A 25,236-nucleotide genomic window follows, 5' to 3' on the forward strand; every position below is an offset into this window, starting at 1 on the left:
GGCGCCATAGCTCTGTACCCTGGTTTGTCCTCGTGAGCTGAGCGGTAAGCCAAATAACAATCTGGTAACGGTGATTAACAGCTGAAAGCAAATCCGGTGAAGCGCAGTCTTAAGCATAAGGCGCTAAGGAGACCGTAAATGGCTGATACAAAGGCAACGCTCACCCTAAATGGTGACACTGCTGTTGAACTGGATGTGCTAAAAGGCACGCTCGGTCAGGATGTTATTGATATCCGTACGCTGGGTTCTAAAGGTGTGTTCACCTTTGACCCTGGATTTACCTCTACCGCATCTTGCGAATCCAAAATCACCTACATTGACGGTGACGAAGGTATCCTGCTCCATCGCGGCTTCCCCATCGATCAGTTAGCCACCGAATCCAACTATCTGGAAGTGTGCTACATCCTGCTGAACGGCGAAAAACCGACGCAGGCACAGTACGATGAATTCAAAACCACCGTGACCCGTCACACCATGATCCATGAGCAGATTACCCGTCTGTTCCATGCGTTCCGTCGTGACTCTCACCCAATGGCGGTGATGTGCGGGATTACCGGTGCGCTGGCGGCGTTCTACCACGACTCCCTTGACGTGAATAACCCGCGTCACCGTGATATCGCGGCGTTCCGCCTGCTGTCCAAAATGCCTACCATGGCGGCGATGTGCTACAAATACTCCATCGGCCAGCCGTTTGTGTATCCGCGCAACGACCTCTCCTACGCGGGTAACTTCCTGCGCATGATGTTCTCCACGCCGTGCGAAGAGTACGAAGTGAACCCAGTGCTGGAACGCGCAATGGACCGTATTCTGATCCTGCACGCTGACCACGAACAGAACGCATCTACCTCTACCGTCCGTACAGCGGGCTCTTCAGGCGCGAACCCGTTCGCCTGTATCGCTGCGGGCATCGCCTCCCTGTGGGGACCGGCGCACGGCGGCGCGAACGAAGCGGCACTGAAGATGCTGGAAGAGATCAGCACCGTTGAGCACATTCCTGAGTTCGTGCGTCGCGCGAAAGACAAGAATGACTCCTTCCGCCTGATGGGCTTCGGTCACCGTGTTTATAAAAACTACGACCCGCGCGCCACCGTTATGCGTGAGACCTGCCACGAAGTGCTGAAAGAGCTGGGTACCAAAGATGACCTGCTGGAAGTGGCGATGGAGCTGGAACACATCGCGCTGAACGACCCGTACTTCATCGAGAAGAAACTCTACCCGAACGTCGATTTCTACTCTGGCATTATTCTGAAAGCGATGGGCATTCCGTCTTCCATGTTCACCGTAATCTTCGCCATGGCCCGTACCGTAGGCTGGATTGCGCACTGGAACGAAATGCACAGCGAAGGCATGAAAATCGCCCGTCCTCGTCAGCTGTATACCGGCTACGAGCAGCGTGATTTTAAGTCTGATATTAAGCGCTAACAGGAGTTGGGTGCGGCCTGATGCCCTCACCCCGGCCCTCTCCCCACAGGGAGAGGGAGAAAACCTTAAAAACGGTAACCCAAGGGTTACCGTTTTACTTTTATTTCTGGCAGTGCGGGCACCAGTAAAAGGGTCTCGAAGAGAGCATAATCCTGTCGATAATCCCGCCGCATCGCTCGCACTTTTTCCCCGCCCGATGAAACACCTTAAAGCGGAACAGCGCCCCGTGATGCTTGTTCTCATCCACCACGCCGCGCGTGGTGTACGACAGCCGCGGAATATCCAGCAGCGCGTGGGATAGCGCCTCCAGCTGTTCATCATTCAGCTGAGACGCCTTATGCTGCGGTGCCAGCCCCACTTCCCACAGAATTTCTACCCGAAGGTAGTTACCCAGCCCGGCCAGAAAGGCCTGGTCGAGGAACAGGCCGGAAAACTGTCGGTTACGGAATTTAGGTGATAACAGCCGGGCCTTCACGTCGCTCGCCGTCAGGCGCATGTCCAGCACGTCCGGCCCGACCCGCTGCAGAAACGGGTGCGTCAGCAGCTGCTCCGGCGTTAACATTTCGATATCCGACGCGCTGTAAAGCAGGATTGCTTTATCCGCCGTTTGCAGCCTGACGCGCAGCACGCGGGTAGTTTGCGGCTGCTCGTCCGCCTCCACCACTCGCCAGACGCCGTAAAGCTGGTTATGGCTATATAACGTCAGGTTATGGGAAAAGTGCGTAAGCAAGGCCTTGCCGCGCGTTTCAATATGGGTCACCGTCTGCCCCACCAGCTGTGATTCAAACGGTTTTAGCTGAGGAAAAGCAAACCAGACATCCGTCAACGGTTTGCCCTTTATCGCCGCCTCCAGGCTATCCGCCGCGCGGCGGATCTCCGGACCTTCTGGCATGTTATTGTCCTTTCATGATTATTCTGCGCTGACCAGAATGCCCTCTTCAGAGAACGCCGCCCGCAAGCGGCGCGCGAACTGGAGCGCATGCTCGCCGTCACCGTGTAAACATACCGTATCGGCCTGAACGTTTGCCGGTGTTCCGTCCACGGCGGTCACCCGCCCGACGCGCACCATTTCCAGCGTCTGCGCCAGCGCTTTAGCTTCGTCGGTAATCAGCGCCCCGGCCAGCGCACGTGGAACCAGGCTGCCGTCCGGCATGTAGCCCCGATCGGCAAACACTTCCTGACGGGTGGTCAGGCCCAGCCGTTCTCCAGCACGAATCAGCTCGCTGCCCGCAAGGCCTACCAGAATCAGCTGTGGATTACAGTCCCGCACCGCGCGGGCAATCGCCTCCGCCAGCGCCGGATCTTTCGCCGCCTGGTTATAAAGCATGCCGTGCGGCTTCACGTGGCGCAGCACGCCCTTCTCGGCGCGCACCATCGCCTCCAGCGCGCCGATCTGGTAGAGCACCTGAGCGTAGACCGTCTCCGGCGGCAGATCCATCGCCGTGCGGCCAAAGTTTTCCCGGTCGGGGAAGCTCGGATGAGCGCCTATCGCGACGCCGTTTTTGATGGCATTACGCACGCTCTCCAGCATGGTTTGCGCATCGCCCGCGTGAAAGCCACAGGCGATGTTGACCGAGGTGACCAGCGTCATCAGCGCCAAATCGGCGCTGCCGCCCTCCCCCAGATCGGCATTCAAATCAATCTTTACCATCAAGCCTCCACGCCAGCTGTTCGAGATAACGCTGCTGATCCTGTCGCGCCTTAAGCGCCTCCTCCAGCGAACACTGCACGAAGTGAATCGGCTGTCCGAGGGGAATTTGCGCCAGATGGTAGCGATCGGCTTCAATGATGCAGGCAATTCGCGGGTAACCGCCCGTTGTCTGCGCGTCGTTCATTAACACGATGGGCTGACCGTTGCCCGGCACCTGAATGACCCCCGGCAATAACCCGTGGGAGAGCAGTTCCCGGTCAGTCGTGCGGGTCAGCGGCTGCCCCTGCAGGCGGTAGCCCATACGGTTACTCTGCGGGCTGAGCTTCCACGGCGAGCGCCAGAAGGACTCTTTAGAAGCCTCGTCAAACTCATGATATTCCGGCCCCGGTAAGGCGCGGATCTTGTTTCCCCACAGCAGCTGTTTTACGCCCTGCGTGGTGGAGAAATGGCGCGCGGAGGGCTTGATTGCCAGCCGATCGCCGTCGCGCAGCAGACGCCCTTCGTGACCGCCGATCCCGGCTTTCTGATCGGTACTGGACGAGCCCAGCACCTCCGGCACGTCGATGCCCCCCGCCACCGCGAGATAGCTACGCACACCGTGCAAAGGACGCTTTAAGGTCAGACGCTGTCCGGCTTTCGCCCGCAGCCGCCAGCCGGTCCACACCGCTTTGCCATCCAGCGTCGCATCACACCCTGCGCCGGTTAAGGCAAACCAGGTCTCCTGACTAAACTCAATGACGCACTGGCCGAGCGTAATTTCGAGCGCGGCCATATTGCCGGGGTTGCCCACCAGCACGTTAGCAATCTCCAGCGCAGGCCTGTCCAGCGCGCCACAATAGCTCACGCCAGACTGGCGCATACCAAAGCGGCCCGCATCCTGTACGGAGGTATAAAGCCCGGCGCGAATAAGCGTTAACATACCCCCTCCTTCTGCGGGATAAAGCGAAGGGTATCGCCGGGACGCAGGAGTATTGGCGTCTCCAGTCCCGGGTCAAATAACGGTGTGGCGGTATGCCCAATAAGCTGCCAGCCGCCGGGCGATGTCAGCGGATAAACGCCGGTCTGCTCGCCGCCGATAGCCACCGTCCCCGCCGGTACGCTGAGGCGCGGTTCGGCACGGCGTGGCGTATGCAGCTGAGGGGATAATCCCCCCAGATACGGGAATCCGGGCTGAAACCCCAGGAACCAGACCACGTAGTCCACCGAGCTGTGCAGCTCAACAACCTGCTTTTCCGTTAATCCACAGTGGTCTGCCACCACGCCGAGATCCGGCCCCCCCGCACCGCCATAAACGACCGGGATCTCAATGGCACGCGATTCCGGCTCAAGCGCCTCACTCTCTTCCCACCAGCGCTGCAAACGTTCGATGGCATCCAGCGCCAGCGTATGCGGGCTACGCAGCACCACGGTGATGTTATTCATCCCCGGAATGGCTTCAACCACCTCCGGTAGTTCGACCAGACGCTGTGTTAGCCGCCAGATACGCTTTTGCGTGGCAAGGGTCACCGGCGGCTCCAGCTCCAGAACCACTGCCGTTTCTCCCAGAAGATAACAACGCGCTCGCTGCACTCAGGCACCTCTCATCAGGCAGGATTAGGGATATCAATAAAGGTCACATCCAGATCGGTATTTTCCATCAGCCACTCGCTGAGGGCGCGAATGCCGCCGCGCTCGGTGGCATGATGGCCTGCCGCGTAAAAATGCAGTCCCTGTTCACGCGCCGAATGAATGGTCTGCTCGGAAACCTCGCCGGTGATAAAAGCATCGACGCCGAAACGCGCGGCGCTGTCGATAAAGCCCTGACCGCCCCCGGTACACCAGGCAACACGCTTCACCGTATCCGGACCGGTATCGCCGCTCCACAGCGGACGACGCCCCAGGCGCGCTTCAATCCACGAGGCCAGCTCCAGCCCCGGAACCGGCATCGCCAGTTCGCCCCACGGCACCAGCGGCTCAATTTCGCCCATCACGGTAATGCCCAGTAGCTGCGCCAGCTGGACGTTGTTGCCGAGCTCCGGGTGCGCATCCAGCGGCAGGTGGTAACCGTACAGGTTGATGTCATTTGCCAGCAGCGTTTTCAGGCGGTTGCGCTTCATCCCGCGAATAATCGGCGATTCGTTTTTCCAGAAGTAACCGTGATGGACAATCACCGCGTCGGCGTCCTGACGAACAGCCTCGTCCAGCAGCGCCTGGCTTGCCGTCACGCCGGTGATAATTTTTTGCACCGTCTCGCGCCCCTCAACCTGGAGCCCGTTCGGGCCGTAATCGCTGAAGGACGTGCTGTTCAGTTTTTCGTTAATCAGGCTTTCCAGTTCGCTGTTTTTCATCATCACTCTCTTATGCTTTGCGGGCAGCTTCGTACGCCGCCAGCGTGGCGACACGCGCCTGTTTATGGTCGACAACCGGACGAGGGTAATCCAGCTTTACACGCTGTTTATCCGCCCATGCCCACGGTTCGTGGATCGCTTTAGCAGGTATACCGTTAAGCTCAGGCACCCAGCGGCGAATAAACTCGCCGTCTGCATCAAATTTTTGTCCCTGAGTGGTCGGATTAAAAATCCGGAAATAGGGCGCGGCATCGGTGCCGGTAGAGGCCGCCCACTGCCAGCCGCCGTTATTCGCCGCGAGATCGCCATCGATCAGCTGAGAGATAAAATAGCGCTCTCCGATACGCCAGTCGATAAGCAGATCCTTCACCAGAAAGCTGGCGGTAATCATCCGCAGGCGGTTGTGCATCCACCCCGTCTCGTTAAGCTGACGCATGGCGGCATCGACTATCGGGTAACCCGTTTGCCCTGTTTGCCAGGCTTTCAGCAGCCGATCGTTCGTTTGCCACGCCACCTTCTCCGTCCAGTTGATGAAGGGACGATGTTTACATAAATCAGGGTGATACGTCATCAGATGGCGGTAGAACTCGCGCCAGATCAGTTCATTCAGCCAGACGGACCCTGCGCCCCCCTCCAGCGCCTGCGGCTGCTCCGCCAGCAGGCGATGTAAACACTGGCGAGGAGAGATCGCGCCCAGCGCCAGACAGGCCGACAGGCGGCTGGTGCCCTCGATGGCGGGAAAATCCCGACGCGCGTCGTACCAGGCCGCGTCCTGTTTGCAGAACTGGCGCAGTTGGGCGATAGCCGCTTTCTCGTCGGCGGGGAACAGCGTTTCATCAAACGGCTGCTGAGGGTAATCAAACGTCAGTTCAGGAAGGTCTTTTATGGCTTCGCCTCTCACGGCAGGCGCGGCAACGCACTCCGGCAGCGCCTCTTTCAGACGTTTGATAAAGGCATTTTTGAACGGCGTAAAAACTTTATACATCTCGCGGCTGCCGGTCATCACGCTGCCCGGTGCCAGCATCACGCTGTCATCAAACCCTTCGCAGACCACCTCTTCCAGCATCTTCTCCAGCTGACGGTCGCGCTGCTGCTCGTTGAATTCGTACTGATAGTTGTAAAAAAGACGCGTGACGTTGTGCTGCTTACAGATCTCCTGCACCGTCTGCAGCTGTGCGGCAAAATCACTCACCTCTTTATAGAGAAGCGGTATGCCTTTTCCGGCGAGCGAGTGCTGCAGGTCGGTCAGATACGCACGCAGCAAGGCCGCCTGGCGGGGGGCCATATCGTGCTGCCGCCACTGCTCGGGCGTGGCTATAAACAGAGCCAGTACGTTAGCGTCTTTGGCGCGACAGGCCGCCGCGAGTGCCATGTTGTCATGTACGCGCAGGTCCGCGCGAAACCAAACCAGATGGGTGGGCATAAAACTCCAGGCAATTGTCCATTATGTCCATAAGGGCATGCCGTAAAAGGAAAAAGCATGCATTGAACTACTTTGCCATGAAGTGTAGACGGGATGAAATAAAAAAGGCCGCCAGGGCGGCCATACAGACTGCTAACAAAGTGCTTGTTGTGCGTTTTGCCCGGCGGCGCTACGCTTGCACGGGCCTACAATGAAACATGCAATGCATTGATATCTCTGCACTGTGTAGGCCGGGTAAGCGCAGCGTCACCCGGCAAGATAGAGGGCTAAATATATCCCTGTAACCTCTGACGAGGGCCTGAAGCCCCCTAACGGACCGCGAATCCCGAGGGACAAAAAAACCGCCACATTGCTGTTGGCGGTTTTTTTATTGCGATGTGTAGTCTTCGTATCAGTAGAAATCGCAGGTCGCTTTCTCGGCCTGATCCATCCACACCGGCTTCTCGCTGGTTTTCGCCCAGACGCGGTGCAGATAGCTGTAAAAACGTGCTCGATCTTTCCAGAACAGCATCACCGGCAGAGCCAGCACGCCAGCCACTACGGCGAAAGTGCGACGCATGAACACGATATGAGCCGGATACTCTTTATAAAGATCCATATTTTCTCCCCTATAGTTGGCCGGAAACGTCATCCGGAAAATTCAAAATCTGTGACCTGGCTAAAATAATATCGCTTTGTTTGTAATTTTACTACTCATCCGACCACTTATTTTTATCCATTTAGTGAATATTTACATTCACGCCGTAATTAAGTTACAAAAAAGTTAACGATTTACTTATCAATAGTTAAATTGTGGGCTTTGCCATTTTTATACTTTTTTTACACCCGCCCTCCCCATTTTTGCGAAATCTTTGCGCCGGAAATCCTACCGTTAGTACAACAACGAAAGTCACCCGGAGGTGGATTGTGAGTGCAGGTCTTATTGCCGGCATCGTGCTGGTGTTCCTGTTATTGGGTTATCTGGTCTATGCCCTGATTAATGCGGAGGCCTTCTGATGGCTGCTCAGGCGTTTCTGCTTATTGCCAGCTTCTTAGTGGTACTGTTCGTTCTGGCAAGACCACTGGGAACAGGACTGGCACGATTGATCAACAACGTCCCCCTGCCCGGCACGGGAAGCGTTGAAAAAGGGATCTGGCGCGTACTGGGAATAGACGATCGGGAGATGAACTGGCGTGAGTATCTGCTCGCCATTCTGCTGCTGAATATCGTTGGGCTCGTTGCGCTTTTTGCCATGCTGATGTTGCAGGGCATCCTGCCGCTGAACCCGCAACAGTTACCGGGCCTGTCCTGGCATCTTGCGCTGAACACGGCGGTCAGCTTTGTCTCCAACACTAACTGGCAGTCCTATTCCGGCGAAACCACGCTCAGCTACTTCAGCCAGATGGTCGGGTTAACCGTGCAGAACTTCCTCTCTGCCGCGAGCGGTATTGCGGTGATCTTCGCGCTGACGCGTGCGTTTGCGCGCCAGAAGGTGAGTACGCTCGGTAACGCGTGGGTGGATCTGACGCGCATTACGCTGTGGATCCTGCTGCCGATTGCGCTGCTGATCGCGCTGTTCTTTATTCAGCAGGGCACCCTGCAAAACCTGATGCCTTACGCGCCGTATACCTCGCTGGAAGGGGCAAAACAGCTCCTGCCGATGGGGCCAGTGGCGTCACAGGAAGCCATCAAAATGCTCGGGACGAATGGCGGGGGCTTCTTCAACGCCAACTCGTCGCATCCGTTTGAAAACCCTACCGCGTTGACCAATTTCGTGCAGATGCTGGCGATTTTCCTGATCCCCGCCGCGCTCTGCTTTGCCTTTGGCGACGTGGTCAACGATCGCCGTCAGGGCCGCACCCTGCTCTGGACGATGTCGCTTATCTTTGTGGTCTGCGCCGCGCTGGTGATGTGGGCCGAGTGGCAGGGTAATCCTCACTTCCTCTCGCTGGGTGCCGATAGCGCAATCAACATGGAAGGTAAAGAGAGCCGCTTTGGCATTCTCGCCAGCAGCCTGTATGCGGTGGTCACCACGGCAGCCTCGTGCGGGGCAGTCAACGCCATGCACGATTCCTTTACGGCGCTGGGTGGCATGATCCCGATGTGGCTGATGCAGATTGGCGAGGTAGTGTTTGGCGGCGTGGGCTCGGGTCTGTACGGCATGCTGCTGTTCGTGCTGCTGGCGGTGTTTATTGCCGGTTTGATGATTGGCCGCACCCCGGAATACCTCGGTAAAAAAATCGACGTTCGCGAGATGAAATTAACCGCGCTGGCGATTCTGGTCACCCCGGCGCTTGTGCTGCTCGGCACCGCGCTGGCGCTGATGACCGAGGCCGGACGCAGCGGCATCTTTAACCCCGGCATTCACGGTTTTAGTGAAGTGCTGTATGCCGTCTCCTCTGCCGCCAACAACAACGGCAGCGCCTTTGCAGGCTTGAGCGCCAACTCACCGTTCTGGAACTGCCTGCTGGCGTTCTGCATGTTTGTGGGTCGCTTCGGGATCATTGTGCCGGTTATGGCGATTGCCGGATCGCTGGTGAATAAAAAAATTCAACCGACCACCACCGGGACATTACCGACCCACGGCGCGCTGTTTATTGGCCTGCTGACGGGCACCGTGTTACTGGTCGGCGCCCTGACCTTTATCCCCGCCCTCGCGTTAGGCCCGGTCGCGGAATACCTCTCTTTACGCTGATTTTGCGGAGAAATTGTCATGAGTCGTAAACAACTGGCCCTGTTCGAACCGTCATTAGTTCGCCAGGCGCTCATGGATGCGGTGAAAAAGCTGAGCCCGCGCGTGCAGTGGCACAACCCGGTGATGTTTATTGTCTGGGCGGGAAGCGTACTGACCACCGCCCTGGCGATTGCCATGGGAACGGGCCACATGCCGGGGAATGCGATGTTTACCGGCGCCATCAGCCTGTGGCTGTGGTTTACCGTGCTGTTCGCCAACTTTGCGGAAGCGCTGGCGGAAGGCCGGAGTAAAGCCCAGGCCAACAGCCTGAAAGGGGTGAAAAAAACCGCCTTCGCGCGCAAGCTGCGCGAGCCGAAATACGGCGCGCAGATGGACCACGTTCCGGCGGATGAACTGCGTAAAGGCGATGTGGTGCTGGTGGAAGCCGGTGACATTATCCCTTGCGACGGGGAAGTCATTGAAGGGGGCGCCTCGGTGGATGAAAGCGCCATTACCGGGGAATCCGCGCCGGTGATCCGTGAATCCGGCGGCGATTTCGCCTCCGTGACGGGCGGGACGCGCATTCTCTCCGACTGGCTGGTGATCCAGTGCAGCGTTAACCCGGGGGAAACGTTCCTCGACCGGATGATCGCCATGGTGGAAGGCGCGCAGCGCCGTAAAACGCCGAACGAAATTGCCCTGACCATCCTGCTGGTGGCCCTGACCATCGTCTTCCTGCTGGCAACCGCGACGCTGTGGCCGTTCTCCGCCTACGGCGGCACCGCGGTCACCATCACGGTGCTGGTGGCGCTGCTGGTCTGCCTGATCCCAACCACCATTGGTGGCCTGCTGTCAGCCATCGGCGTGGCCGGCATGAGCCGTATGCTCGGTGCCAACGTCATCGCCACCAGCGGACGTGCGGTGGAAGCCGCCGGTGACGTGGATGTCTTACTGCTGGATAAAACCGGGACCATTACCCTCGGTAACCGCCAGGCGTCAGATTTCTTACCCGCCCCGGGCGTGGATGAAAAAACGCTGGCAGATGCGGCACAGCTCTCCTCGCTTGCCGATGAAACCCCGGAAGGCCGCAGTATCGTGATCCTCGCCAAGCAGCGCTTTAACCTGCGCCAGCGCGACGTTCAGAGCCTGCACGCCACTTTCGTGCCCTTCACGGCGCAAACCCGCATGAGCGGCATTAACATTCAGGATCGCATGATCCGTAAAGGCTCTGTTGACGCCATCCGTCGCCACATTGAGGCCAATAACGGCCACTTCCCACCGGAAGTGGACAGCCTGGTCGAGAGCGTGGCCCGACAGGGGGCGACGCCGCTGGTGGTAGCCGAGGGCGCGCGCGTCCTGGGGGTGATTGCCCTGAAGGATATCGTCAAGGGCGGCATCAAGGAGCGCTTTGCCCAACTGCGTAAAATGGGGATCAAAACGGTGATGATCACCGGGGATAACCGTCTTACCGCCGCGGCGATTGCCGCCGAAGCGGGAGTGGATGATTTTCTTTCTGAAGCCACACCGGAAGCGAAGCTGGCGCTGATTCGTCAGTATCAGGCGGAAGGCCGTCTGGTGGCGATGACGGGTGACGGTACCAACGATGCGCCTGCCCTGGCGCAGGCCGACGTGGCGGTGGCAATGAACTCCGGTACCCAGGCGGCAAAAGAGGCGGGCAACATGGTCGACCTCGACTCTAACCCGACCAAGCTGATTGAAGTGGTGCACATCGGCAAGCAGATGCTGATGACGCGCGGGTCGCTGACCACGTTCAGCATCGCTAACGACGTGGCGAAATATTTCGCCATCATTCCGGCCGCGTTTGCTGCGACCTATCCGCAATTAAACGCCCTGAACGTGATGCACCTGCACTCCCCGGCATCGGCCATTCTCAGCGCAGTGATTTTTAACGCCCTGATTATTGTCTTCCTGATCCCGCTGGCGCTGAAAGGCGTGAGCTATAAGCCGCTCACGGCCGCCGCCATGCTGCGCCGCAACCTGTGGATTTACGGCCTGGGCGGGCTGGTGGTGCCTTTCATTGGTATCAAGGTTATCGACCTGCTGTTGACGCTGTTTGGCCTGGTTTAAAAGGTGAATCAAATGACGATGTTACGCCCCGCTATACTTCTGTTTATTCTGCTGTCTCTTATTACCGGCGGGCTGTATCCGCTGGTGACCACCGCGCTGGGCCAGTGGTGGTTTAAGGATCGGGCCAACGGCTCGCTGATTATGCAAAGCGGTGAAAACCGCGGTTCGCGTCTGATTGGCCAGAACTTTACGGATGCCCGTTACTTCCAGGGACGCCCTTCCGCCACTGCCGAAAGCCCGTATAATCCGATGGCATCCGGCGGCAGCAACCTGGCGGGCAGCAACCCTGAGCTGGATAAAGCCGTTGCCGTGCGCGTGGCAGCCCTGCGCGCCGCCAATCCACAGGCCAGCCGTGACGTTCCCGTAGAGCTGGTGACCGCCTCGGCCAGCGGGCTGGACTACAGCCTGACCCCGGCAGCAGCGGCCTGGCAAATCCCGCGCGTCGCCGCGGCCCGTCAGCTGACGGTAGAACAGGTTAGCCAGCTGGTTGCCGAGCACACGCAAAAGCCGCTGGTCAGCTTCATCGGCATGCCCGTGGTGAATATTGTTGAGCTGAATCTGGCGCTGGACGCGCTAAGGAAAAACTAAATGACCGACGAGCCCATGCGCCCGGATCCGGACAGGCTGCTTGAACAGACGGCTGAAGCCCATCGCGGCAAACTGAAAATTTTCTTTGGCGCCTGCGCAGGCGTCGGGAAAACCTTCGCCATGCTGACGGAAGCCCAGCGGCTTCGGGCGCAGGGGCTCGATATTTTGATTGGCGTGGTTGAAACCCACGGACGTAAAGAGACGGCATCGCTGCTGAAGGGGCTGGCTACCCAGCCGCCCCGGCGCATCAGCCACCGCGGTCGGTTAGTTACCGAATTCGATCTTGATGCCGCCCTCGCCCGCCGTCCCGCCCTTATCCTGATGGACGAACTGGCGCACAGCAATGCGCCAGGCTCACGCCACCCGAAGCGCTGGCAGGATGTTGAAGAGCTGCTTGAAGCCGGCATCGACGTTTTCACGACGGTTAACGTTCAGCATCTCGAAAGCCTGAACGACGTGGTGAGCGGCGTGACCGGCATTCAGGTGCGCGAGACGGTGCCCGATCCCTTCTTTGATTCCGCGGACGAGGTGGTGCTGGTTGACCTGCCTCCCGATGATTTACGCCAGCGCCTGCACGAAGGCAAAGTCTATATCGCCGGCCAGGCCGAGCGCGCCATCGAACATTTCTTCCGTAAAGGCAACCTGATTGCCCTGCGCGAACTGGCCCTGCGGCGAACCGCCGACCGGGTGGACGATCAGATGCGCGCCTGGCGCGACTTACAGGGACAGGAACGCGTCTGGCATACCCGGGACGCCATCCTGCTGTGCGTGGGCCACGGCAGCGGCAATGAAAAGCTTGTCCGCACCGCCGCTCGCCTGGCGGCCAAATTTGGCAGCGTCTGGCATGCGGTCTATGTCGAAACGCCGCAGCTGCACGCGCTGCCAGAAAACCAGCGCCGCGCTATTCTGAGTTCGCTTCGCCTGGCGCAGGAGCTGGGTGCCGAAACCGCCACCCTTTCCGATCCTCAGGAAGATAAAGCCATTCTGCGCTACGCCCGTGAGCACAATCTGGGGAAAATCGTGATTGGCCGTCGCCAGCATCGCCGCTGGTTTAGCCGCGAATCGTTTGCTGACAAACTGGCCCGCCGGGCACCGGATCTGGATCTGGTGATCGTGGCGCTGGACGACAAACCCACGCTCCTGCCCTCCCGCACACCGGACGCGCGGGCGTTTGGTGATAAATGGCGTATGCAAATTCGCGGCTGTCTTGTTGCCGTCGTGCTCTGTGCCCTGATCACCATGATTGCCAGCCAGTGGCTGTTTGCCTTCGACGCGGCCAACCTGGTGATGATTTACCTGCTCGGCGTGGTGGTGGTGGCGCTCTTTTACGGACGCTGGCCGTCGGTACTTGCGACCGTCATCAACGTCATCAGCTTCGATCTTTTCTTTATTGCCCCGCGCGGCACGCTGGCGGTTTCGGACGTGCAGTACATTCTCACCTTTGGCGTGATGCTCACCGTCGGGCTGGTTATTGGTAACCTGACGGCGGGCGTTCGCTATCAGGCGCGTATCGCCCGCTATCGCGAGCAGCGCACGCGCCATCTCTATGAGATGTCGAAATCGCTGGCGGTGGGCCGCACGCCGCTGGATATTGTGCAGACCAGCGAGCAGTTTATTCGCTCGACGTTTCATGCCAGCAACCTGATTTTACTCCCGGACGAACACGGCAGGCTGCGCCCGCTGACGTCGGCCTCAGGCATGACGCCCTGGGACGAGGCCATCGCGCGCTGGAGCTTTGATAAAGGGCTGCCTGCGGGCGCAGGCACCGACACCCTGCCCGGCGTGCCCTATCAAATTCTGCCGCTGCGCAGTGCCGATAAAAATCAGGGGCTGGTGATTGTTGAGCCCTCCAACCTGCGCCAGCTGATGATCCCCGAACAGCAGCGGCTGCTGGAGACCTTTACGCTGCTGGTTGCCAGCGCGCTGGAACGACTGTCCCTCACCGCCAGCGAAGAGCAGGCCCGGCTGGCGAGCGAGCGTGAAAGCATACGTAACTCGCTGCTGGCGGCGCTCTCTCACGATCTGCGAACCCCGCTCACCGTCCTGTTTGGTCAGTCGGAAATCCTGACGCTGGACCTGGCGGCGGAAGGCTCTAAACACGCCCTTCAGGCCAGCGAGATCCGCCAGCACGTGCTGAACACCACGCGCCTGGTGAATAACCTGCTCGATATGGCGCGTATCCAGTCAGGCGGTTTTAACCTCAAAAAAGAGTGGCTCACGATTGAAGAGGTGGTGGGCAGCGCCCTGAAAATGCTCGAACCCGGTCTGGGTGGGCGACATATCGCGCTGAACATGCCCGAGCCCCTGACGTTAATTCACGTCGATGGCCCGCTGTTTGAGCGGGTGCTGATCAACCTGCTGGAAAATGCCGGCAAATATGCGGGTACCAACGCTCAAATTGGGGTGGATGCGACGGTGGACGATGGCACGCTTCGCCTTGACGTCTGGGACACCGGGCCGGGCATTCCTGCCGGGCAGGAGTTGGCTATTTTCGAAAAATTCGCGCGCGGCAATAAGGAGTCGGCCATTCCGGGCGTCGGGTTGGGGCTGGCCATTTGCCAGGCGATCGTTGACGTCCACGGTGGGTCCATTTCAGCAGAGAATCGTCCGGAAGGCGGCGCGCGGTTTTGTGTTACACTTCCTCTGGAAACCCCGCCAGAACTTAATGAATTACCAGAGGATTTGTGATCAACGTTCTGATTGTTGAAGATGAGATCGCCATTAGCCGTTTTCTGCGCGCTGCGCTGGAAGGAGACGGTCTGCGCGTTCATGATGCGGGTACGCTTCAGCGGGGTTTAATTGAAGCCGCTACCCGCAAGCCGGACCTGGTGATCCTCGATCTTGGTCTACCGGACGGTGACGGCATCGACTTTATCCGGGAAGTGCGTCAGTGGAGCCAGATGCCAATCCTCGTGCTCTCCGCCCGTACTGAAGAGACGGATAAAATCGCGGCGCTGGATGCCGGTGCGGATGACTATCTGATTAAACCTTTTGGTATCGGCGAACTGCAGGCTCGCCTTCGCGTCGCGCTGCGTCGCCACAGCGCAACCACGCCTGCTGACCCCACCTACACGTTTGGGGATATCCGGGTTGACCTGGCCGCGCGGCGCATTGTGCGCGGCGATGAGGAGATTCATCTCACGCCAATAGAATTTCGCCTGCTCGCCGTACTGCTCAACAACCACGGCAAGGTACTCACCCAACGCCAGCTGTTAAGCCAGGTGTGGGGACCCAACGCTGTTGAACATAGTCATTATTTACGCATATATATGGGACATCTTCGTCAGAAACTCGAAGTCGACCCCGCTCGTCCTCGCCATTTATTAACTGAAACCGGTATCGGTTATCGGTTTATGCTTTGAATAACTATTCATTTTATTTTTAAATAAAAACGAAACCCCTCAGAAAATATTTCACAAATAACCCATGCGTTATTTTTCCGGGTTATTTCCGCTCATTTAAAACATTAATAACACAACCCATTAACGCATCATCAACAAATCAGAATTTTGATCTGCGATATTCATTTAAAACGAATATTTATTTCTGGTTTGATCGGTTAACGGTGATCTACCTCACGGTTAATCGGCTTTTCCTGGATAAAATGACCATGCTTTCAATTACTGAAAGGAAAATGAAACATGGAAAACAACAATCGCTTAATGCCCCATATAAGGCGGACAACACACATCATGATGTTTGCCCACCGAAACTGCTTTGACTTTCATCTCTTTAATGCCCGGTAGTCCTTCGACTTCTGGCGCACTCGCCTACAGGTTATCCTGAAACACCTTATCTTACAGGCTATTGCCTGTGATCTCGTGCGCTCATTCATGTTGATTCAGACTCATCCGCACCGGGCGGACTGAATTTCTATCATCAAAAAAGCAATTCACTGATTTTAATCAGCGGCCACCCTTTGCTTTTTTTCCGGAAAATTATCGATTTCTTTCTTGCAAGAAATCGAGGGACGCTTATTACCTAAAATAAAGAGAGAAAGATGAAAAGTTTAAAAATCGCAGCCAGCCGTGCATGTCCGGATTGCTTTACTACCCAGCGTGAACTGGTGGATGTCCGCGCGTCTGATTATATTGATGTTGCTGCCATTGTTCTGGCGGTCACGGATATTGCCAGCGGTATCCTGGACGAAATAGAAGCCACCGGTTTTGGCATTCCTGTATTTGTCGCGACGCACAAAGAAGAGTTCATCCCGGCAGACTATTTATCGCGCATTCATGGCGTATTTGAGTATTCAGACACCAGCAATGATTTTTATGGACGCCAGCTGGAAGCGGCAGCCCAGAAGTATGAAACCCAGCTGCGCCCGCCGTTTTTCCGCGCGCTTGTCGACTATGTGAAGCAGGGCAACAGCGCGTTTGACTGCCCGGGGCATCAGGGTGGCCAGTTCTTCCGCCGCCATCCTGCCGGTAATCAGTTTGTCGATTTCTTTGGTGAGACGCTTTTCCGCTCCGATCTGTGCAACGCCGACGTGGCGATGGGCGATCTGCTGATCCACGAGGGCGCGCCATGCATTGCCCAGCAGCATGCGGCAAAAGTCTTTAATGCCGATAAGACCTACTTCGTGCTGAATGGCACCTCGTCATCCAACAAAGTGGTGCTTAACGCCCTGCTCACCCCGGGCGACCTGGTGCTGTTCGATCGTAACAACCACAAATCTAACCATCACGGAGCCCTCCTCCAGGCTGGCGCAACGCCGGTCTATCTGGAAACCGCGCGCAACCCGTACGGCTTTATTGGCGGCATTGACGCCCACTGCTTTGAAGAACGTTATCTGCGCGAGCTGGTGACAGAGGTGGCGCCTGGCCGAACACGCGATGCGCGTCCGTTCCGTCTGGCGGTGATCCAGCTGGGTACCTACGATGGCACCATTTATAACGCCCGTCAGGTAGTGGATAAGATTGGGCACCTGTGTGATTACATCTTGTTTGATTCAGCATGGGTGGGTTACGAGCAGTTTATTCCGATGATGGCCGACTGCTCTCCGCTGTTGCTGGAGCTGAACGAAAACGATCCGGGGATCCTGGTCACTCAGTCCGTGCATAAACAGCAGGCCGGCTTCTCGCAGACCTCGCAAATCCATAAGAAAGACAGCCATATCAAAGGGCAACAGCGCTATGTCCCGCATAAGCGGCTGAATAATGCCTTTATGATGCACGCCTCCACCAGCCCGTTTTATCCGCTGTTCGCTGCGCTGGACATCAACGCCCGTATGCATGAGGGCCAGAGCGGCCGCAACATGTGGATGGACTGCGTGGTGAACGGTATCGAAGCGCGCAAGCTAATCCTGGAGAACTGCCGGTATCTGCGCCCCTTCGTGCCGGAGACGGTGGATGGCCGCCCGTGGGAAAGCTGGGACACGGCGGAGATTGCGACCGATCTGCGCTTCTTCCACTTCGTACCGGGTGAAAACTGGCACGCTTTTGAAGGCTACGCTGAGCATCAGTATTTTATCGACCCGTGCAAGCTCCTGCTGACCACGCCGGGCATCAACGCCCGCACCGGGGAGTATGAGGACTTCGGCGTGCCCGCCACTATCCTTGCCAACTTCCTGCGTGAAAACGGCATCGTGCCGGAGAAATGCGACCTCAACTCGATCCTGTTCCTGCTCACGCCTGCGGAAGATATGGGCAAACTGCAACAGCTGGTGGCGCAGCTGGTGCGCTTCGAAAAACTGCTCGAGAGCGATGTTCCGCTGAAAGACGTCCTGCCTTCTCTCTACAAACAGCATCCGGAACGTTACGCGGATTACACCCTGCGCCAGATCTGCCAGGAAATGCATGATCTGTACGCCCGCCACAACGTGAAACAGCTGCAGAAAGAGATGTTCCGCAAGTCTCACTTCCCACGCGTGATGATGAACCCGCAGGACGCGAACTACGCCTATCTGCGCGGTGAAGTTGAGCTGGTCTCCCTGCGCGACGCGGAAGGCCGCATCGCCGCCGAAGGCGCGCTCCCTTATCCGCCAGGGGTGCTGTGTGTTGTCCCAGGGGAAGTCTGGGGCGGTTCCGTGCTGCGCTACTTTGCCGCGCTGGAAGAAGGCATCAACCTTCTGCCGGGCTTCGCGCCGGAGCTGCAGGGTGTGTACGTCGAAGAGTGTGAGGGGCGCAAACAGGTTCGCTGCAACGTCATCAAACAACCCGCCGCTCAGCCCGCGCTGCTGAAAGGAGAGAAATTATGAGTAAGTCCAATAAGATGGGCGTGGTGCAGCTGACCATCCTCACCATGGTGAACATGATGGGCTCCGGGATTATCATGCTGCCCACCAAGCTGGCAGAGGTGGGTACCATCTCTATCATCTCCTGGCTGGTGACGGCAGTCGGTTCAATGGCGCTGGCGTGGGCGTTTGCCAAGTGCGGGATGTTCAGCCGTAAGTCAGGCGGCATGGGCGGCTACGCCGAATACGCCTTTGGCAAGTCGGGCAACTTTATGGCCAACTATACCTACGGCGTGTCGCTGCTGATCGCCAACGTGGCGATTGCCATCTCCGCCGTGGGTTACGGTACGGAGCTGTTTGGCGCGACGCTCAGCCCGGTACAAATTGGGCTGGCGACCATCGGGGTTCTGTGGATCTGCACCGTGGCTAACTTTGGCGGCGCGCGTATCACCGGGCAGCTCTCCAGCATCACCGTCTGGGGCGTGATTATCCCGGTTGTCGGCCTGTACATCATCGGCTGGTTCTGGTTCAGCCCGACGCTGTATGCGAATTCCTGGAACCCGCACCACGTGCCGTTCTTTACCGCTGTTGGGTCATCCATCGCCATGACGCTATGGGCCTTCCTGGGTCTGGAATCCGCCTGCGCGAATGCGGAAGTGGTGGAGAATCCGGAAAAGAACGTACCGATTGCGGTCCTCGGCGGCACGCTGGGCGCGGCGGTTATCTATATCGTCTCGACTAACGTGATTGCGGGCATCGTACCGAATATGGATCTGGCTAACTCCACGGCACCGTTCGGGCTGGCCTTTGCGCAGATGTTCACCCCGGAAGTCGGGAAAGTGATCATGGGTCTGATGGTCATGTCCTGCTGCGGCTCGCTGCTCGGCTGGCAGTTCACCATCGCACAGGTGTTTAAATCCTCGGCTGATGAAGGTTACTTCCCAAAAATCTTCTCCCGCGTGAGCAAAGCCGATGCACCGGTGCAGGGGATGCTGGCGATTGTCATCTTCCAGAGTGGATTGTCGCTGATGACCATTAGCCCGTCGCTGAACAGCCAGTTCAACGTGCTGGTCAACCTGGCGGTAGTGACGAATATCATTCCGTATATTCTGTCGATGGCGGCGCTGGTGATCATTCAGAAGGTGGCGAAGGTGGATCCACGCAAAGCGCGTGCGGCCAATATCGTGGCGCTGATTGGGGCAATCTACAGCTTCTATGCGCTCTACTCATCCGGTCAGGAAGCGATGCTCTACGGAGCGATGGTGACCTTTATGGGCTGGACGCTGTACGGTCTGGTATCGCCGAGATTTGAATTGAAGAATAAGCATAGTTAAAAAAAGCCCGGTGGCGCTAGCGCTTACCGGGCCTACGATCGCTGTTGTAGGCCGGGCAAACGCAGTGCCGCCCGGCACACAAACCGCACTTATGCGTTTTTCAGCACTTCGCTGACAATCTCTACCGCTTCTTTCTCAATCTGCTGACGATGTTCAGCGCCGAGGAAGCTTTCGCAATAGATTTTATACGCATCTTCCGTACCGGATGGACGCGCGGCGAACCAGCCGTTTTCGGTCATCACTTTCAGACCACCAATGGATGCGCCGTTGCCCGGTGCCGCCGTCAGACGGGCAGTGATCGGATCGCCCGCCAGGGTGCTTGCGCTGACCATCTCCGGAGAGAGTTTGGACAGGGCCGCTTTCTGAGCTGACGTCGCGCTAGCCTGAATACGGTTATAGCTTGGTGCACCAAAGCGTGCCGCCAGGTCATTGTAATGTTCCTGCGGGTTCTTACCGGTAACCGCGGTGATTTCCGCCGCCAGCAGGCACATGATGATGCCGTCTTTATCGGTTGACCATGGCGTGCCGTCGAAGCGCAGGAAAGATGCCCCCGCGCTCTCTTCACCACCAAAACCGAAGCTGCCGTCGTGCAGACCGTCAACGAACCATTTGAAGCCTACCGGCACTTCCACCAGCTTGCGGCCCAGCGCCTCGACCACGCGGTCGATCATCGCGGAGGAAACCAGCGTTTTACCGACAGCCACCTCTTTGCCCCACTGCGGACGGTGCTGGAACAGGTAGTTAATCGCGACCGCCAGATAGTGGTTCGGGTTCATCAGCCCGGCAGGGGTGACGATACCGTGACGGTCATAATCCGGGTCGTTAGCAAACGCCAGATCGAATTTATCGCGCAGCGCCAGCAGGCCCGCCATCGCGCATTCGGAGGAGCAGTCCATACGGATCGCGCCGTCTTTGTCCAGATGCATAAAGCGGAAGGTCTGATCGACGTGATCGTTCACGATGGTCAGATCCAGCTTGTAATGCTCGGCGATACGTTTCCAGTATTCGATACCGGAGCCGCCCAGCGGATCCACGCCCAGCTTCAGGCCGGCTTTCTGGATGGCCGCCATATCAACGATATCCGCCAGCCCTTCTACGAACGGCTGAACCAGATCCTGCTCTTTCACGTGACCGGACGCCATAGCCGCATCCAGAGAAATGCGCTTCACGCCTTTCAGGCCGTCAGCCAGCAAGGCGTTAGCACGATCTTCCACCACTTTGGTGACGTTCGTGTCTGCCGGGCCACCGTTAGGCGGGTTGTATTTGATACCACCGTCTTCCGGCGGGTTGTGGGATGGCGTGATAACGATACCGTCAGCCAGCGCGCCACCTTTTTTGTTGTGCACCAGGATGGCGTTAGAGACGGCAGGCGTTGGGGTGAAGCCGTTGTTTTCCTGAACAATCACGTCGACGCCGTTTGCCGCCAGCACTTCCACCACAGAGATGAACGCCGGTTCAGACAGGGCATGGGTATCTTTCCCCACGTAGCACGGACCGGTAACGCCGTTTTTAGCGCGCTCTTCCGCAATGGCCTGAGCAATGGCCAGAATGTGCGGTTCGTTAAAGCTGTGGCGCGCCGCGCTGCCGCGGTGACCGGATGTACCAAACTTCACTGCGTGTTCTGCGTTGCCCACGACCGGTTTCAGCACGTAATACTGCGCGGTCAGCTGAGCGACGTTAATCAAATCGCTTTGTTGTGCAGGTTGGCCTGCACGGCTGTGATTTGCCATTACCGGGTCCTTCTGATGCAAGGGTTAAATTGTACCGCAAACCTTTTCAATCAATTCCGCCGGGAACTGCATGGACTGCATGATGTGTTCAATCATGCTGCACTTGCGGCCCGTATTGGTATTGGTGATCACCCAGTACGGGGTGCCAGGAACATGTTTGGGTTTGGTTTGATTGCCATTTTGCAGCAGCGTCTGCTCGTCGCCCGCGAAATAGACGCGAGTACGGCCGTGAAGCGACTCGGTCGCTTCAGCAAACGCTTTGTTATCCAGTGAATAAAGTGTAGACAGCACCAGCATAAAGCGGTTGACCGCCTTTTTCTGCTCCGCGTATTCATCGGAGAGCAGCAGCTCGCGCATCGCGCGCACTTTATCTTTTGCCGGCGTCACGGCAGGTTTTGCTTGCGCAGCAACGCTCGGCTGAGACACGACATCTTTGGTGACTGGGGTAGCAGGCTGTGAAGCGGCGGAAATTTTAAGCATGCGCCGTAAAATGTCGGACGCGCTCTCCCCGATATGCCGAGTCTGGCTGGCAATATACTGATAGAGTTCGTCATCAACTTCGATTGTTTTCATCTTAATCCAGTGCGATATCTTATCTGAATACAAGTCATTGGGATTATAAGGTCAAATCCCAACAGCGGATAGCGTCAAACCAGGTTGGCGGCAAAAGTCAGATTAAACTGGAACCTTGCAGCCGGGCGGCAGAATGGTCAACATGATACCCTAACCTGACATACGTAAAAAAAGAACTTTGCCATGAAATTGAATACCCGAGCGCAAACTGCACAATCGCCGAACAATAATTCTCCCATCGTACTGGTTCACGGGCTTTTTGGCAGTCTGGATAACCTGGGCGTGCTGGCGCGCGATCTGGTTACCGACCACGATATTTTACAGGTCGATATGCGTAATCACGGTCTTTCCGGGCGTTCCGACGAGATGACCTACGCGGCGATGGCGCAGGATCTGCTGGATACGCTGGATGCACATAACCTGCAGAAGGTAACGCTGATCGGGCATTCCATGGGTGGCAAAGCGGTGATGGCCCTGACGGCACTGGCCCCGGAGCGTATTAGCGGCCTGGTGGTGATTGACGTCGCGCCCGTGGATTATGACGTCCGCCGTCATGACGAGATTTTTGCCGCCATTAATGCGGTCACAGAAGCGGGTGTTGCGACACGCCAACAGGCGGCTGTCGTCATGCGTGAGCATCTTGATGAAGAAGGCGTCGTCCAGTTCCTGCTGAAGTCGTTTGTTGACGGGCAATGGCGTTTTAACGTGCCGGTGCTCTGGGACCAGTACAACAATATCGTGGGCTGGGAAACCGTTCCCGCCTGGCCACACCCTACCCTTTTTATTCGCGGCGGAAACTCTCCTTACGTAACCGACGCGTACCGCGACACGCTGCTGGCCCAATTCCCGCAGGCACGCGCCCACGTGATTGCCGGTGCCGGGCACTGGGTGCATGCTGAAAAACCGGATGCCGTACTGCGCGCCATTCGCCGCTATCTCGCTGATACTGCAAATTGATTAAAAAGAAAGCGACTGGAAGGCTGCGGGCTTCCAGTCGTTGGCGTGCCGTTTTTGGTGATGTATGATGGCGCGCTTATCGCCCGGGCATTAGCAGGGCGGCGTGTTTCCCCCGAAGTCTCAGAATCATGGCCAAAGAACAAACGGACCGTACGACACTAGATCTGTTCGCGAATGAGCGTCGCCCGGGACGACCCAAGACGAATCCGCTTTCGCGCGATGAACAGCTGCGTATCAATAAACGCAACCAGCTTAAACGCGATAAAAATCGTGGGCTTAAACGTGTCGAACTGAAGCTTAACGCCGACGCCGTCGATGCGCTGAACGAGCTGGCTGACGCGCGAAATATCAGCCGCAGCGAGCTCATTGAAGAGATGTTGCTTGTCCAGCTTGAGACGTTACGCAGCCAGGCATAAGTCTGAAAATCCCCTTTATCGCCCTTTTCATGTAGCACAGAGTGCAGTCCTGCGCGATAGCTGTTTCCGCAGGGTTGCCAGTTCTGCTATTATTGCCCTTATCCGTGGCCGAATTGCGCCACCATACTATTAAGTTTCAAGAGGTTATTTTACTCATGGCAATCATCGGCATTTTCTTTGGCAGTGATACCGGCAATACCGAAAATATCGCAAAAAACATTCAAAAACAGCTCGGTAAAGACGTTGCTGATGTGCATGACATCGCCAAGAGCAGCAAAGAAGATCTGGAAGGCTATGACATTCTGCTGCTGGGTATCCCAACCTGGTACTACGGTGAAGCCCAGTGTGACTGGGATGATTTCTTCCCGACGCTGGAAGAAGTGGACTTCAACGGTAAGCTGGTCGCCCTGTTTGGCTGTGGCGATCAGGAAGACTACGCCGAATACTTCTGTGACGCGCTGGGTACCATCCGCGATATCATTGAGCCAAATGGTGCAGTGATCGTCGGCCACTGGCCGACCGCCGGTTACCACTTTGAAGCGTCTAAAGGCCTGGCCGATGACGATCACTTCGTGGGTCTGGCTATTGACGAAGACCGTCAGCCAGAGCTGACGGCAGAGCGCGTTGAGAAATGGGTGAAGCAGATCCGCGAGGAACTCCACCTGGACGATATTCTGAACGCCTGATTTTTATCGCGGCGCAGCGGCGGCTGCGCCCGTGCTCCAGGTCAAACCGATTAAATTAATCGCTACAATCTTTTAACTTTTTCGCCCAGACCTGTACAATGTCTCCCTGATAAAATGTGGTTTTCCATTGAGCAAGTTTGTTGGTGATACCCCATTTTTATAAGCATATTTTGCCTGAGACTTGCAGTTTTCATTTAGCCATGGCAGTTCTATAATGAGACGCATTATCCCAGGTGCATTTTCTGTCACTTCCTACGGAAGTGAATCGTTTAGCAACAGGACAGATTCCGCATGACTGACAACAATACCGCATTAAAGAAGGCTGGCCTGAAAGTTACGCTTCCTCGGTTAAAAATCCTTGAAGTGCTTCAGGGTCCAGACAATCACCATGTCAGTGCGGAAGACCTCTATAAACGTCTTATCGACATGGGTGAAGAGATTGGGCTGGCTACCGTCTATCGCGTGCTGAACCAGTTTGATGACGCGGGCATTGTTACCCGTCATAATTTCGAAGGCGGTAAATCTGTTTTCGAACTGACCCAGCAGCAGCACCACGATCACCTGATCTGCCTCGATTGCGGCAAGGTCATTGAATTCAGCGATGATTCCATTGAATCACGCCAGCGTGAAATCGCCGCGCGTCACGGCATCCGCCTGACCAACCACAGCCTGTACCTTTACGGTCACTGCGCTGAAGGCGACTGCCGCGAAGACGACCACGCGCACGACGCGAAATAATCAGTATTCATACTCTGAGCCAGCCGCAAGGTTGGCTTTTTTTTGCCTGAAAAAAGCCCGGTGGCGCTGCGCTTACCGGGCCTACGGGCTATGACACCGTTGTAGGCCCGGTAAGCGTAACGCCACCGGGCGTAAAGCACTTATTTATTGTTATTGCGTATCTCGTTCCAGATCTTATCGCAACGCTTCGCCACTTCCTGATCGTTACCGGTTTTACGCGCCTGAATGCAGGCCTGGTAATCCATCACGCGGACGTTCTCCTGCGTCGCGAACTGCTCGTGCGCTTTCTCTTTCTTCAGCACGTTCAGCACGCTCTGACAGGCTTCAATTTTCTCCGGCGATCCTTCCGCAGTATTAATGCAGGCGCTATAGGCCTCCTTCAGACGGGTGTCCTCTTTCGGCGCCTGCGTCTGAGCGCACGCCACCAGCCCTGATGCCAGCAGCGCGACGATTACGATTTTTTTCATCATGTGC

Annotated in this window: 24 protein-coding genes; 14 read left to right on the forward strand and 10 right to left on the reverse strand. The window is 57.0% G+C overall.

The genetic code is table 11. From position 1 onward, the window contains the following. The first annotated feature begins 138 nt into the window (after positions 1 to 138). Positions 139 to 1,422: a citrate synthase gene (locus V4835_RS17265; RefSeq protein WP_063143154.1), complete on the forward strand. Its 1,284-nt coding sequence runs from the start codon at positions 139 to 141 to the stop codon at positions 1,420 to 1,422. Positions 1,423 to 1,522: 100 nt separating this feature from the next. On the opposite strand, the gene nei is transcribed toward V4835_RS17265, so the two are convergent. From nei to V4835_RS17300, 7 genes are all read right to left on the reverse strand, one after another. After that, positions 1,523 to 2,314, reverse strand: a complete 792-nt coding sequence (nei, locus tag V4835_RS17270) for an endonuclease VIII (RefSeq protein WP_063143155.1) — start codon at positions 2,312 to 2,314, stop codon at positions 1,523 to 1,525. 18 nt (positions 2,315 to 2,332) lie between these two features. Next, on the reverse strand, positions 2,333 to 3,073 hold the full coding sequence (gene pxpA, locus V4835_RS17275; protein ID WP_331412991.1) for a 5-oxoprolinase subunit PxpA: 741 nt from the start codon (positions 3,071 to 3,073) through the stop codon (positions 2,333 to 2,335). Beyond that, a complete protein-coding gene (gene pxpC, locus V4835_RS17280; protein WP_331412992.1) occupies positions 3,060 to 3,992 on the reverse strand; it encodes a 5-oxoprolinase subunit PxpC in 933 nt (310 codons plus the stop codon). The genes pxpA and pxpC overlap by 14 nt, the downstream gene beginning before the upstream one ends. Continuing rightward, the gene (gene pxpB / locus V4835_RS17285) at positions 3,986 to 4,642 is read right to left on the reverse strand and encodes a 5-oxoprolinase subunit PxpB (RefSeq protein ID WP_331412993.1); all 657 of its coding nucleotides are present in this window, start codon (positions 4,640 to 4,642) and stop codon (positions 3,986 to 3,988) included. Before pxpB ends, pxpC begins: the two co-directional genes overlap by 7 nt. A gap of 14 nt (positions 4,643 to 4,656) precedes the next feature. Beyond that, complete coding sequence (locus tag V4835_RS17290; protein WP_331412994.1) at positions 4,657 to 5,400, reverse strand: type 2 GTP cyclohydrolase I; 744 nt, start codon at positions 5,398 to 5,400, stop codon at positions 4,657 to 4,659. A gap of 10 nt (positions 5,401 to 5,410) precedes the next feature. Beyond that, positions 5,411 to 6,823 (reverse strand): deoxyribodipyrimidine photo-lyase, encoded by a 1,413-nt coding sequence (phrB, locus tag V4835_RS17295; RefSeq protein WP_331412995.1) that lies wholly within the window; start codon positions 6,821 to 6,823, stop codon positions 5,411 to 5,413. A 391-nt stretch (positions 6,824 to 7,214) separates the two neighbouring features. Then, positions 7,215 to 7,421 (reverse strand): YbfA family protein, encoded by a 207-nt coding sequence (locus tag V4835_RS17300; protein ID WP_014069366.1) that lies wholly within the window; start codon positions 7,419 to 7,421, stop codon positions 7,215 to 7,217. A gap of 308 nt (positions 7,422 to 7,729) precedes the next feature. Between V4835_RS17300 and kdpF the strand changes: the two genes are divergently transcribed. From kdpF to potE, 9 genes are all read left to right on the forward strand, one after another. Further along, the gene (gene kdpF, locus V4835_RS17305) at positions 7,730 to 7,819 is read left to right on the forward strand and encodes a K(+)-transporting ATPase subunit F (protein WP_014069365.1); all 90 of its coding nucleotides are present in this window, start codon (positions 7,730 to 7,732) and stop codon (positions 7,817 to 7,819) included. Continuing rightward, entirely contained in the window at positions 7,819 to 9,498 is a 1,680-nt protein-coding gene (gene kdpA, locus V4835_RS17310) for a potassium-transporting ATPase subunit KdpA (RefSeq protein ID WP_063143162.1), read from the forward strand. Before kdpF ends, kdpA begins: the two co-directional genes overlap by 1 nt. Positions 9,499 to 9,516: 18 nt before the next feature. Then, positions 9,517 to 11,565, forward strand: coding sequence for a potassium-transporting ATPase subunit KdpB (gene kdpB, locus V4835_RS17315; RefSeq protein WP_198886491.1), 2,049 nt, complete (start codon positions 9,517 to 9,519; stop codon positions 11,563 to 11,565). A 12-nt stretch (positions 11,566 to 11,577) separates the two neighbouring features. Beyond that, entirely contained in the window at positions 11,578 to 12,153 is a 576-nt protein-coding gene (gene kdpC / locus V4835_RS17320) for a potassium-transporting ATPase subunit KdpC (RefSeq protein WP_331412997.1), read from the forward strand. Continuing rightward, a complete protein-coding gene (kdpD, locus tag V4835_RS17325; RefSeq protein ID WP_063143164.1) occupies positions 12,154 to 14,841 on the forward strand; it encodes a two-component system sensor histidine kinase KdpD in 2,688 nt (895 codons plus the stop codon). It abuts the gene before it with no gap. After that, positions 14,838 to 15,515 (forward strand): two-component system response regulator KdpE, encoded by a 678-nt coding sequence (gene kdpE, locus V4835_RS17330; protein ID WP_024908812.1) that lies wholly within the window; start codon positions 14,838 to 14,840, stop codon positions 15,513 to 15,515. The genes kdpD and kdpE overlap by 4 nt, the downstream gene beginning before the upstream one ends. Positions 15,516 to 15,794: 279 nt before the next feature. After that, complete coding sequence (gene speFL, locus V4835_RS17335; RefSeq protein ID WP_003858645.1) at positions 15,795 to 15,899, forward strand: leader peptide SpeFL; 105 nt, start codon at positions 15,795 to 15,797, stop codon at positions 15,897 to 15,899. Between the two features lie 254 nt (positions 15,900 to 16,153). After that, positions 16,154 to 18,352 carry an ornithine decarboxylase SpeF gene (speF, locus tag V4835_RS17340; protein ID WP_331413000.1) on the forward strand — a complete coding sequence of 733 codons (2,199 nt, stop codon included), beginning with the start codon at positions 16,154 to 16,156 and terminating at the stop codon, positions 18,350 to 18,352. Beyond that, positions 18,349 to 19,662 (forward strand): putrescine-ornithine antiporter, encoded by a 1,314-nt coding sequence (gene potE, locus V4835_RS17345; protein WP_331413002.1) that lies wholly within the window; start codon positions 18,349 to 18,351, stop codon positions 19,660 to 19,662. The genes speF and potE overlap by 4 nt, the downstream gene beginning before the upstream one ends. 89 nt (positions 19,663 to 19,751) lie before the next feature. On the opposite strand, the gene pgm is transcribed toward potE, so the two are convergent. Together pgm and seqA are read right to left on the reverse strand one after the other, a co-directional pair. After that, the gene (gene pgm, locus V4835_RS17350) at positions 19,752 to 21,392 is read right to left on the reverse strand and encodes a phosphoglucomutase (alpha-D-glucose-1,6-bisphosphate-dependent) (RefSeq protein ID WP_032649535.1); all 1,641 of its coding nucleotides are present in this window, start codon (positions 21,390 to 21,392) and stop codon (positions 19,752 to 19,754) included. A 24-nt stretch (positions 21,393 to 21,416) separates the two neighbouring features. Continuing rightward, the gene (gene seqA, locus V4835_RS17355; RefSeq protein WP_063143166.1) at positions 21,417 to 21,965 is read right to left on the reverse strand and encodes a replication initiation negative regulator SeqA; all 549 of its coding nucleotides are present in this window, start codon (positions 21,963 to 21,965) and stop codon (positions 21,417 to 21,419) included. A gap of 183 nt (positions 21,966 to 22,148) precedes the next feature. On the opposite strand from seqA, the gene ybfF reads away from it, so the two are divergent. The 4 genes from ybfF (at position 22,149) to fur (ending at position 24,762) form a co-directional block, all read left to right on the forward strand. Further along, positions 22,149 to 22,922 carry an esterase gene (gene ybfF / locus V4835_RS17360; protein ID WP_331413004.1) on the forward strand — a complete coding sequence of 258 codons (774 nt, stop codon included), beginning with the start codon at positions 22,149 to 22,151 and terminating at the stop codon, positions 22,920 to 22,922. A gap of 128 nt (positions 22,923 to 23,050) precedes the next feature. After that, positions 23,051 to 23,338 (forward strand): LexA regulated protein, encoded by a 288-nt coding sequence (gene ybfE / locus V4835_RS17365; RefSeq protein WP_028019455.1) that lies wholly within the window; start codon positions 23,051 to 23,053, stop codon positions 23,336 to 23,338. A gap of 155 nt (positions 23,339 to 23,493) precedes the next feature. After that, positions 23,494 to 24,024, forward strand: a complete 531-nt coding sequence (gene fldA / locus V4835_RS17370; protein WP_008501067.1) for a flavodoxin FldA — start codon at positions 23,494 to 23,496, stop codon at positions 24,022 to 24,024. Between the two features lie 291 nt (positions 24,025 to 24,315). Further along, positions 24,316 to 24,762: a ferric iron uptake transcriptional regulator gene (fur, locus tag V4835_RS17375; protein WP_023310771.1), complete on the forward strand. Its 447-nt coding sequence runs from the start codon at positions 24,316 to 24,318 to the stop codon at positions 24,760 to 24,762. 140 nt (positions 24,763 to 24,902) lie between these two features. Here fur and chiQ read toward each other — a convergent pair whose 3' ends face one another. Further along, positions 24,903 to 25,229 carry a ChiQ/YbfN family lipoprotein gene (chiQ, locus tag V4835_RS17380; protein WP_032661388.1) on the reverse strand — a complete coding sequence of 109 codons (327 nt, stop codon included), beginning with the start codon at positions 25,227 to 25,229 and terminating at the stop codon, positions 24,903 to 24,905. Positions 25,230 to 25,236 lie beyond the last annotated feature (7 nt).

The sequence above is a fragment of the Enterobacter cloacae complex sp. CARB60 genome, assembly GCF_036487345.1.
In the GTDB taxonomy this organism is placed as follows: Bacteria; Pseudomonadota; Gammaproteobacteria; order Enterobacterales; family Enterobacteriaceae; genus Enterobacter; species Enterobacter asburiae_D.

Excerpts from the sequence above, each read along its gene's own strand:
- V4835_RS17265 (WP_063143154.1), top strand. The coding sequence starts at position 139 with ATGGCTGATACAAAGGCAACGCTCACCCTAAATGGTGACACTGCTGTT.
- nei (WP_063143155.1), bottom strand. The coding sequence starts at position 2,314 with ATGCCAGAAGGTCCGGAGATCCGCCGCGCGGCGGATAGCCTGGAGGCG.
- pxpA (WP_331412991.1), bottom strand. The coding sequence starts at position 3,073 with ATGGTAAAGATTGATTTGAATGCCGATCTGGGGGAGGGCGGCAGCGCC.
- pxpC (WP_331412992.1), bottom strand. The coding sequence starts at position 3,992 with ATGTTAACGCTTATTCGCGCCGGGCTTTATACCTCCGTACAGGATGCG.
- V4835_RS17290 (WP_331412994.1), bottom strand. The coding sequence starts at position 5,400 with ATGAAAAACAGCGAACTGGAAAGCCTGATTAACGAAAAACTGAACAGC.
- phrB (WP_331412995.1), bottom strand. The coding sequence starts at position 6,823 with ATGCCCACCCATCTGGTTTGGTTTCGCGCGGACCTGCGCGTACATGAC.
- V4835_RS17300 (WP_014069366.1), bottom strand. The coding sequence starts at position 7,421 with ATGGATCTTTATAAAGAGTATCCGGCTCATATCGTGTTCATGCGTCGC.
- kdpA (WP_063143162.1), top strand. The coding sequence starts at position 7,819 with ATGGCTGCTCAGGCGTTTCTGCTTATTGCCAGCTTCTTAGTGGTACTG.
- kdpB (WP_198886491.1), top strand. The coding sequence starts at position 9,517 with ATGAGTCGTAAACAACTGGCCCTGTTCGAACCGTCATTAGTTCGCCAG.
- kdpC (WP_331412997.1), top strand. The coding sequence starts at position 11,578 with ATGACGATGTTACGCCCCGCTATACTTCTGTTTATTCTGCTGTCTCTT.
- kdpD (WP_063143164.1), top strand. The coding sequence starts at position 12,154 with ATGACCGACGAGCCCATGCGCCCGGATCCGGACAGGCTGCTTGAACAG.
- speFL (WP_003858645.1), top strand. The coding sequence starts at position 15,795 with ATGGAAAACAACAATCGCTTAATGCCCCATATAAGGCGGACAACACAC.
- speF (WP_331413000.1), top strand. The coding sequence starts at position 16,154 with ATGAAAAGTTTAAAAATCGCAGCCAGCCGTGCATGTCCGGATTGCTTT.
- potE (WP_331413002.1), top strand. The coding sequence starts at position 18,349 with ATGAGTAAGTCCAATAAGATGGGCGTGGTGCAGCTGACCATCCTCACC.
- pgm (WP_032649535.1), bottom strand. The coding sequence starts at position 21,392 with ATGGCAAATCACAGCCGTGCAGGCCAACCTGCACAACAAAGCGATTTG.
- seqA (WP_063143166.1), bottom strand. The coding sequence starts at position 21,965 with ATGAAAACAATCGAAGTTGATGACGAACTCTATCAGTATATTGCCAGC.
- ybfF (WP_331413004.1), top strand. The coding sequence starts at position 22,149 with ATGAAATTGAATACCCGAGCGCAAACTGCACAATCGCCGAACAATAAT.
- ybfE (WP_028019455.1), top strand. The coding sequence starts at position 23,051 with ATGGCCAAAGAACAAACGGACCGTACGACACTAGATCTGTTCGCGAAT.
- fldA (WP_008501067.1), top strand. The coding sequence starts at position 23,494 with ATGGCAATCATCGGCATTTTCTTTGGCAGTGATACCGGCAATACCGAA.
- fur (WP_023310771.1), top strand. The coding sequence starts at position 24,316 with ATGACTGACAACAATACCGCATTAAAGAAGGCTGGCCTGAAAGTTACG.
- chiQ (WP_032661388.1), bottom strand. The coding sequence starts at position 25,229 with ATGAAAAAAATCGTAATCGTCGCGCTGCTGGCATCAGGGCTGGTGGCG.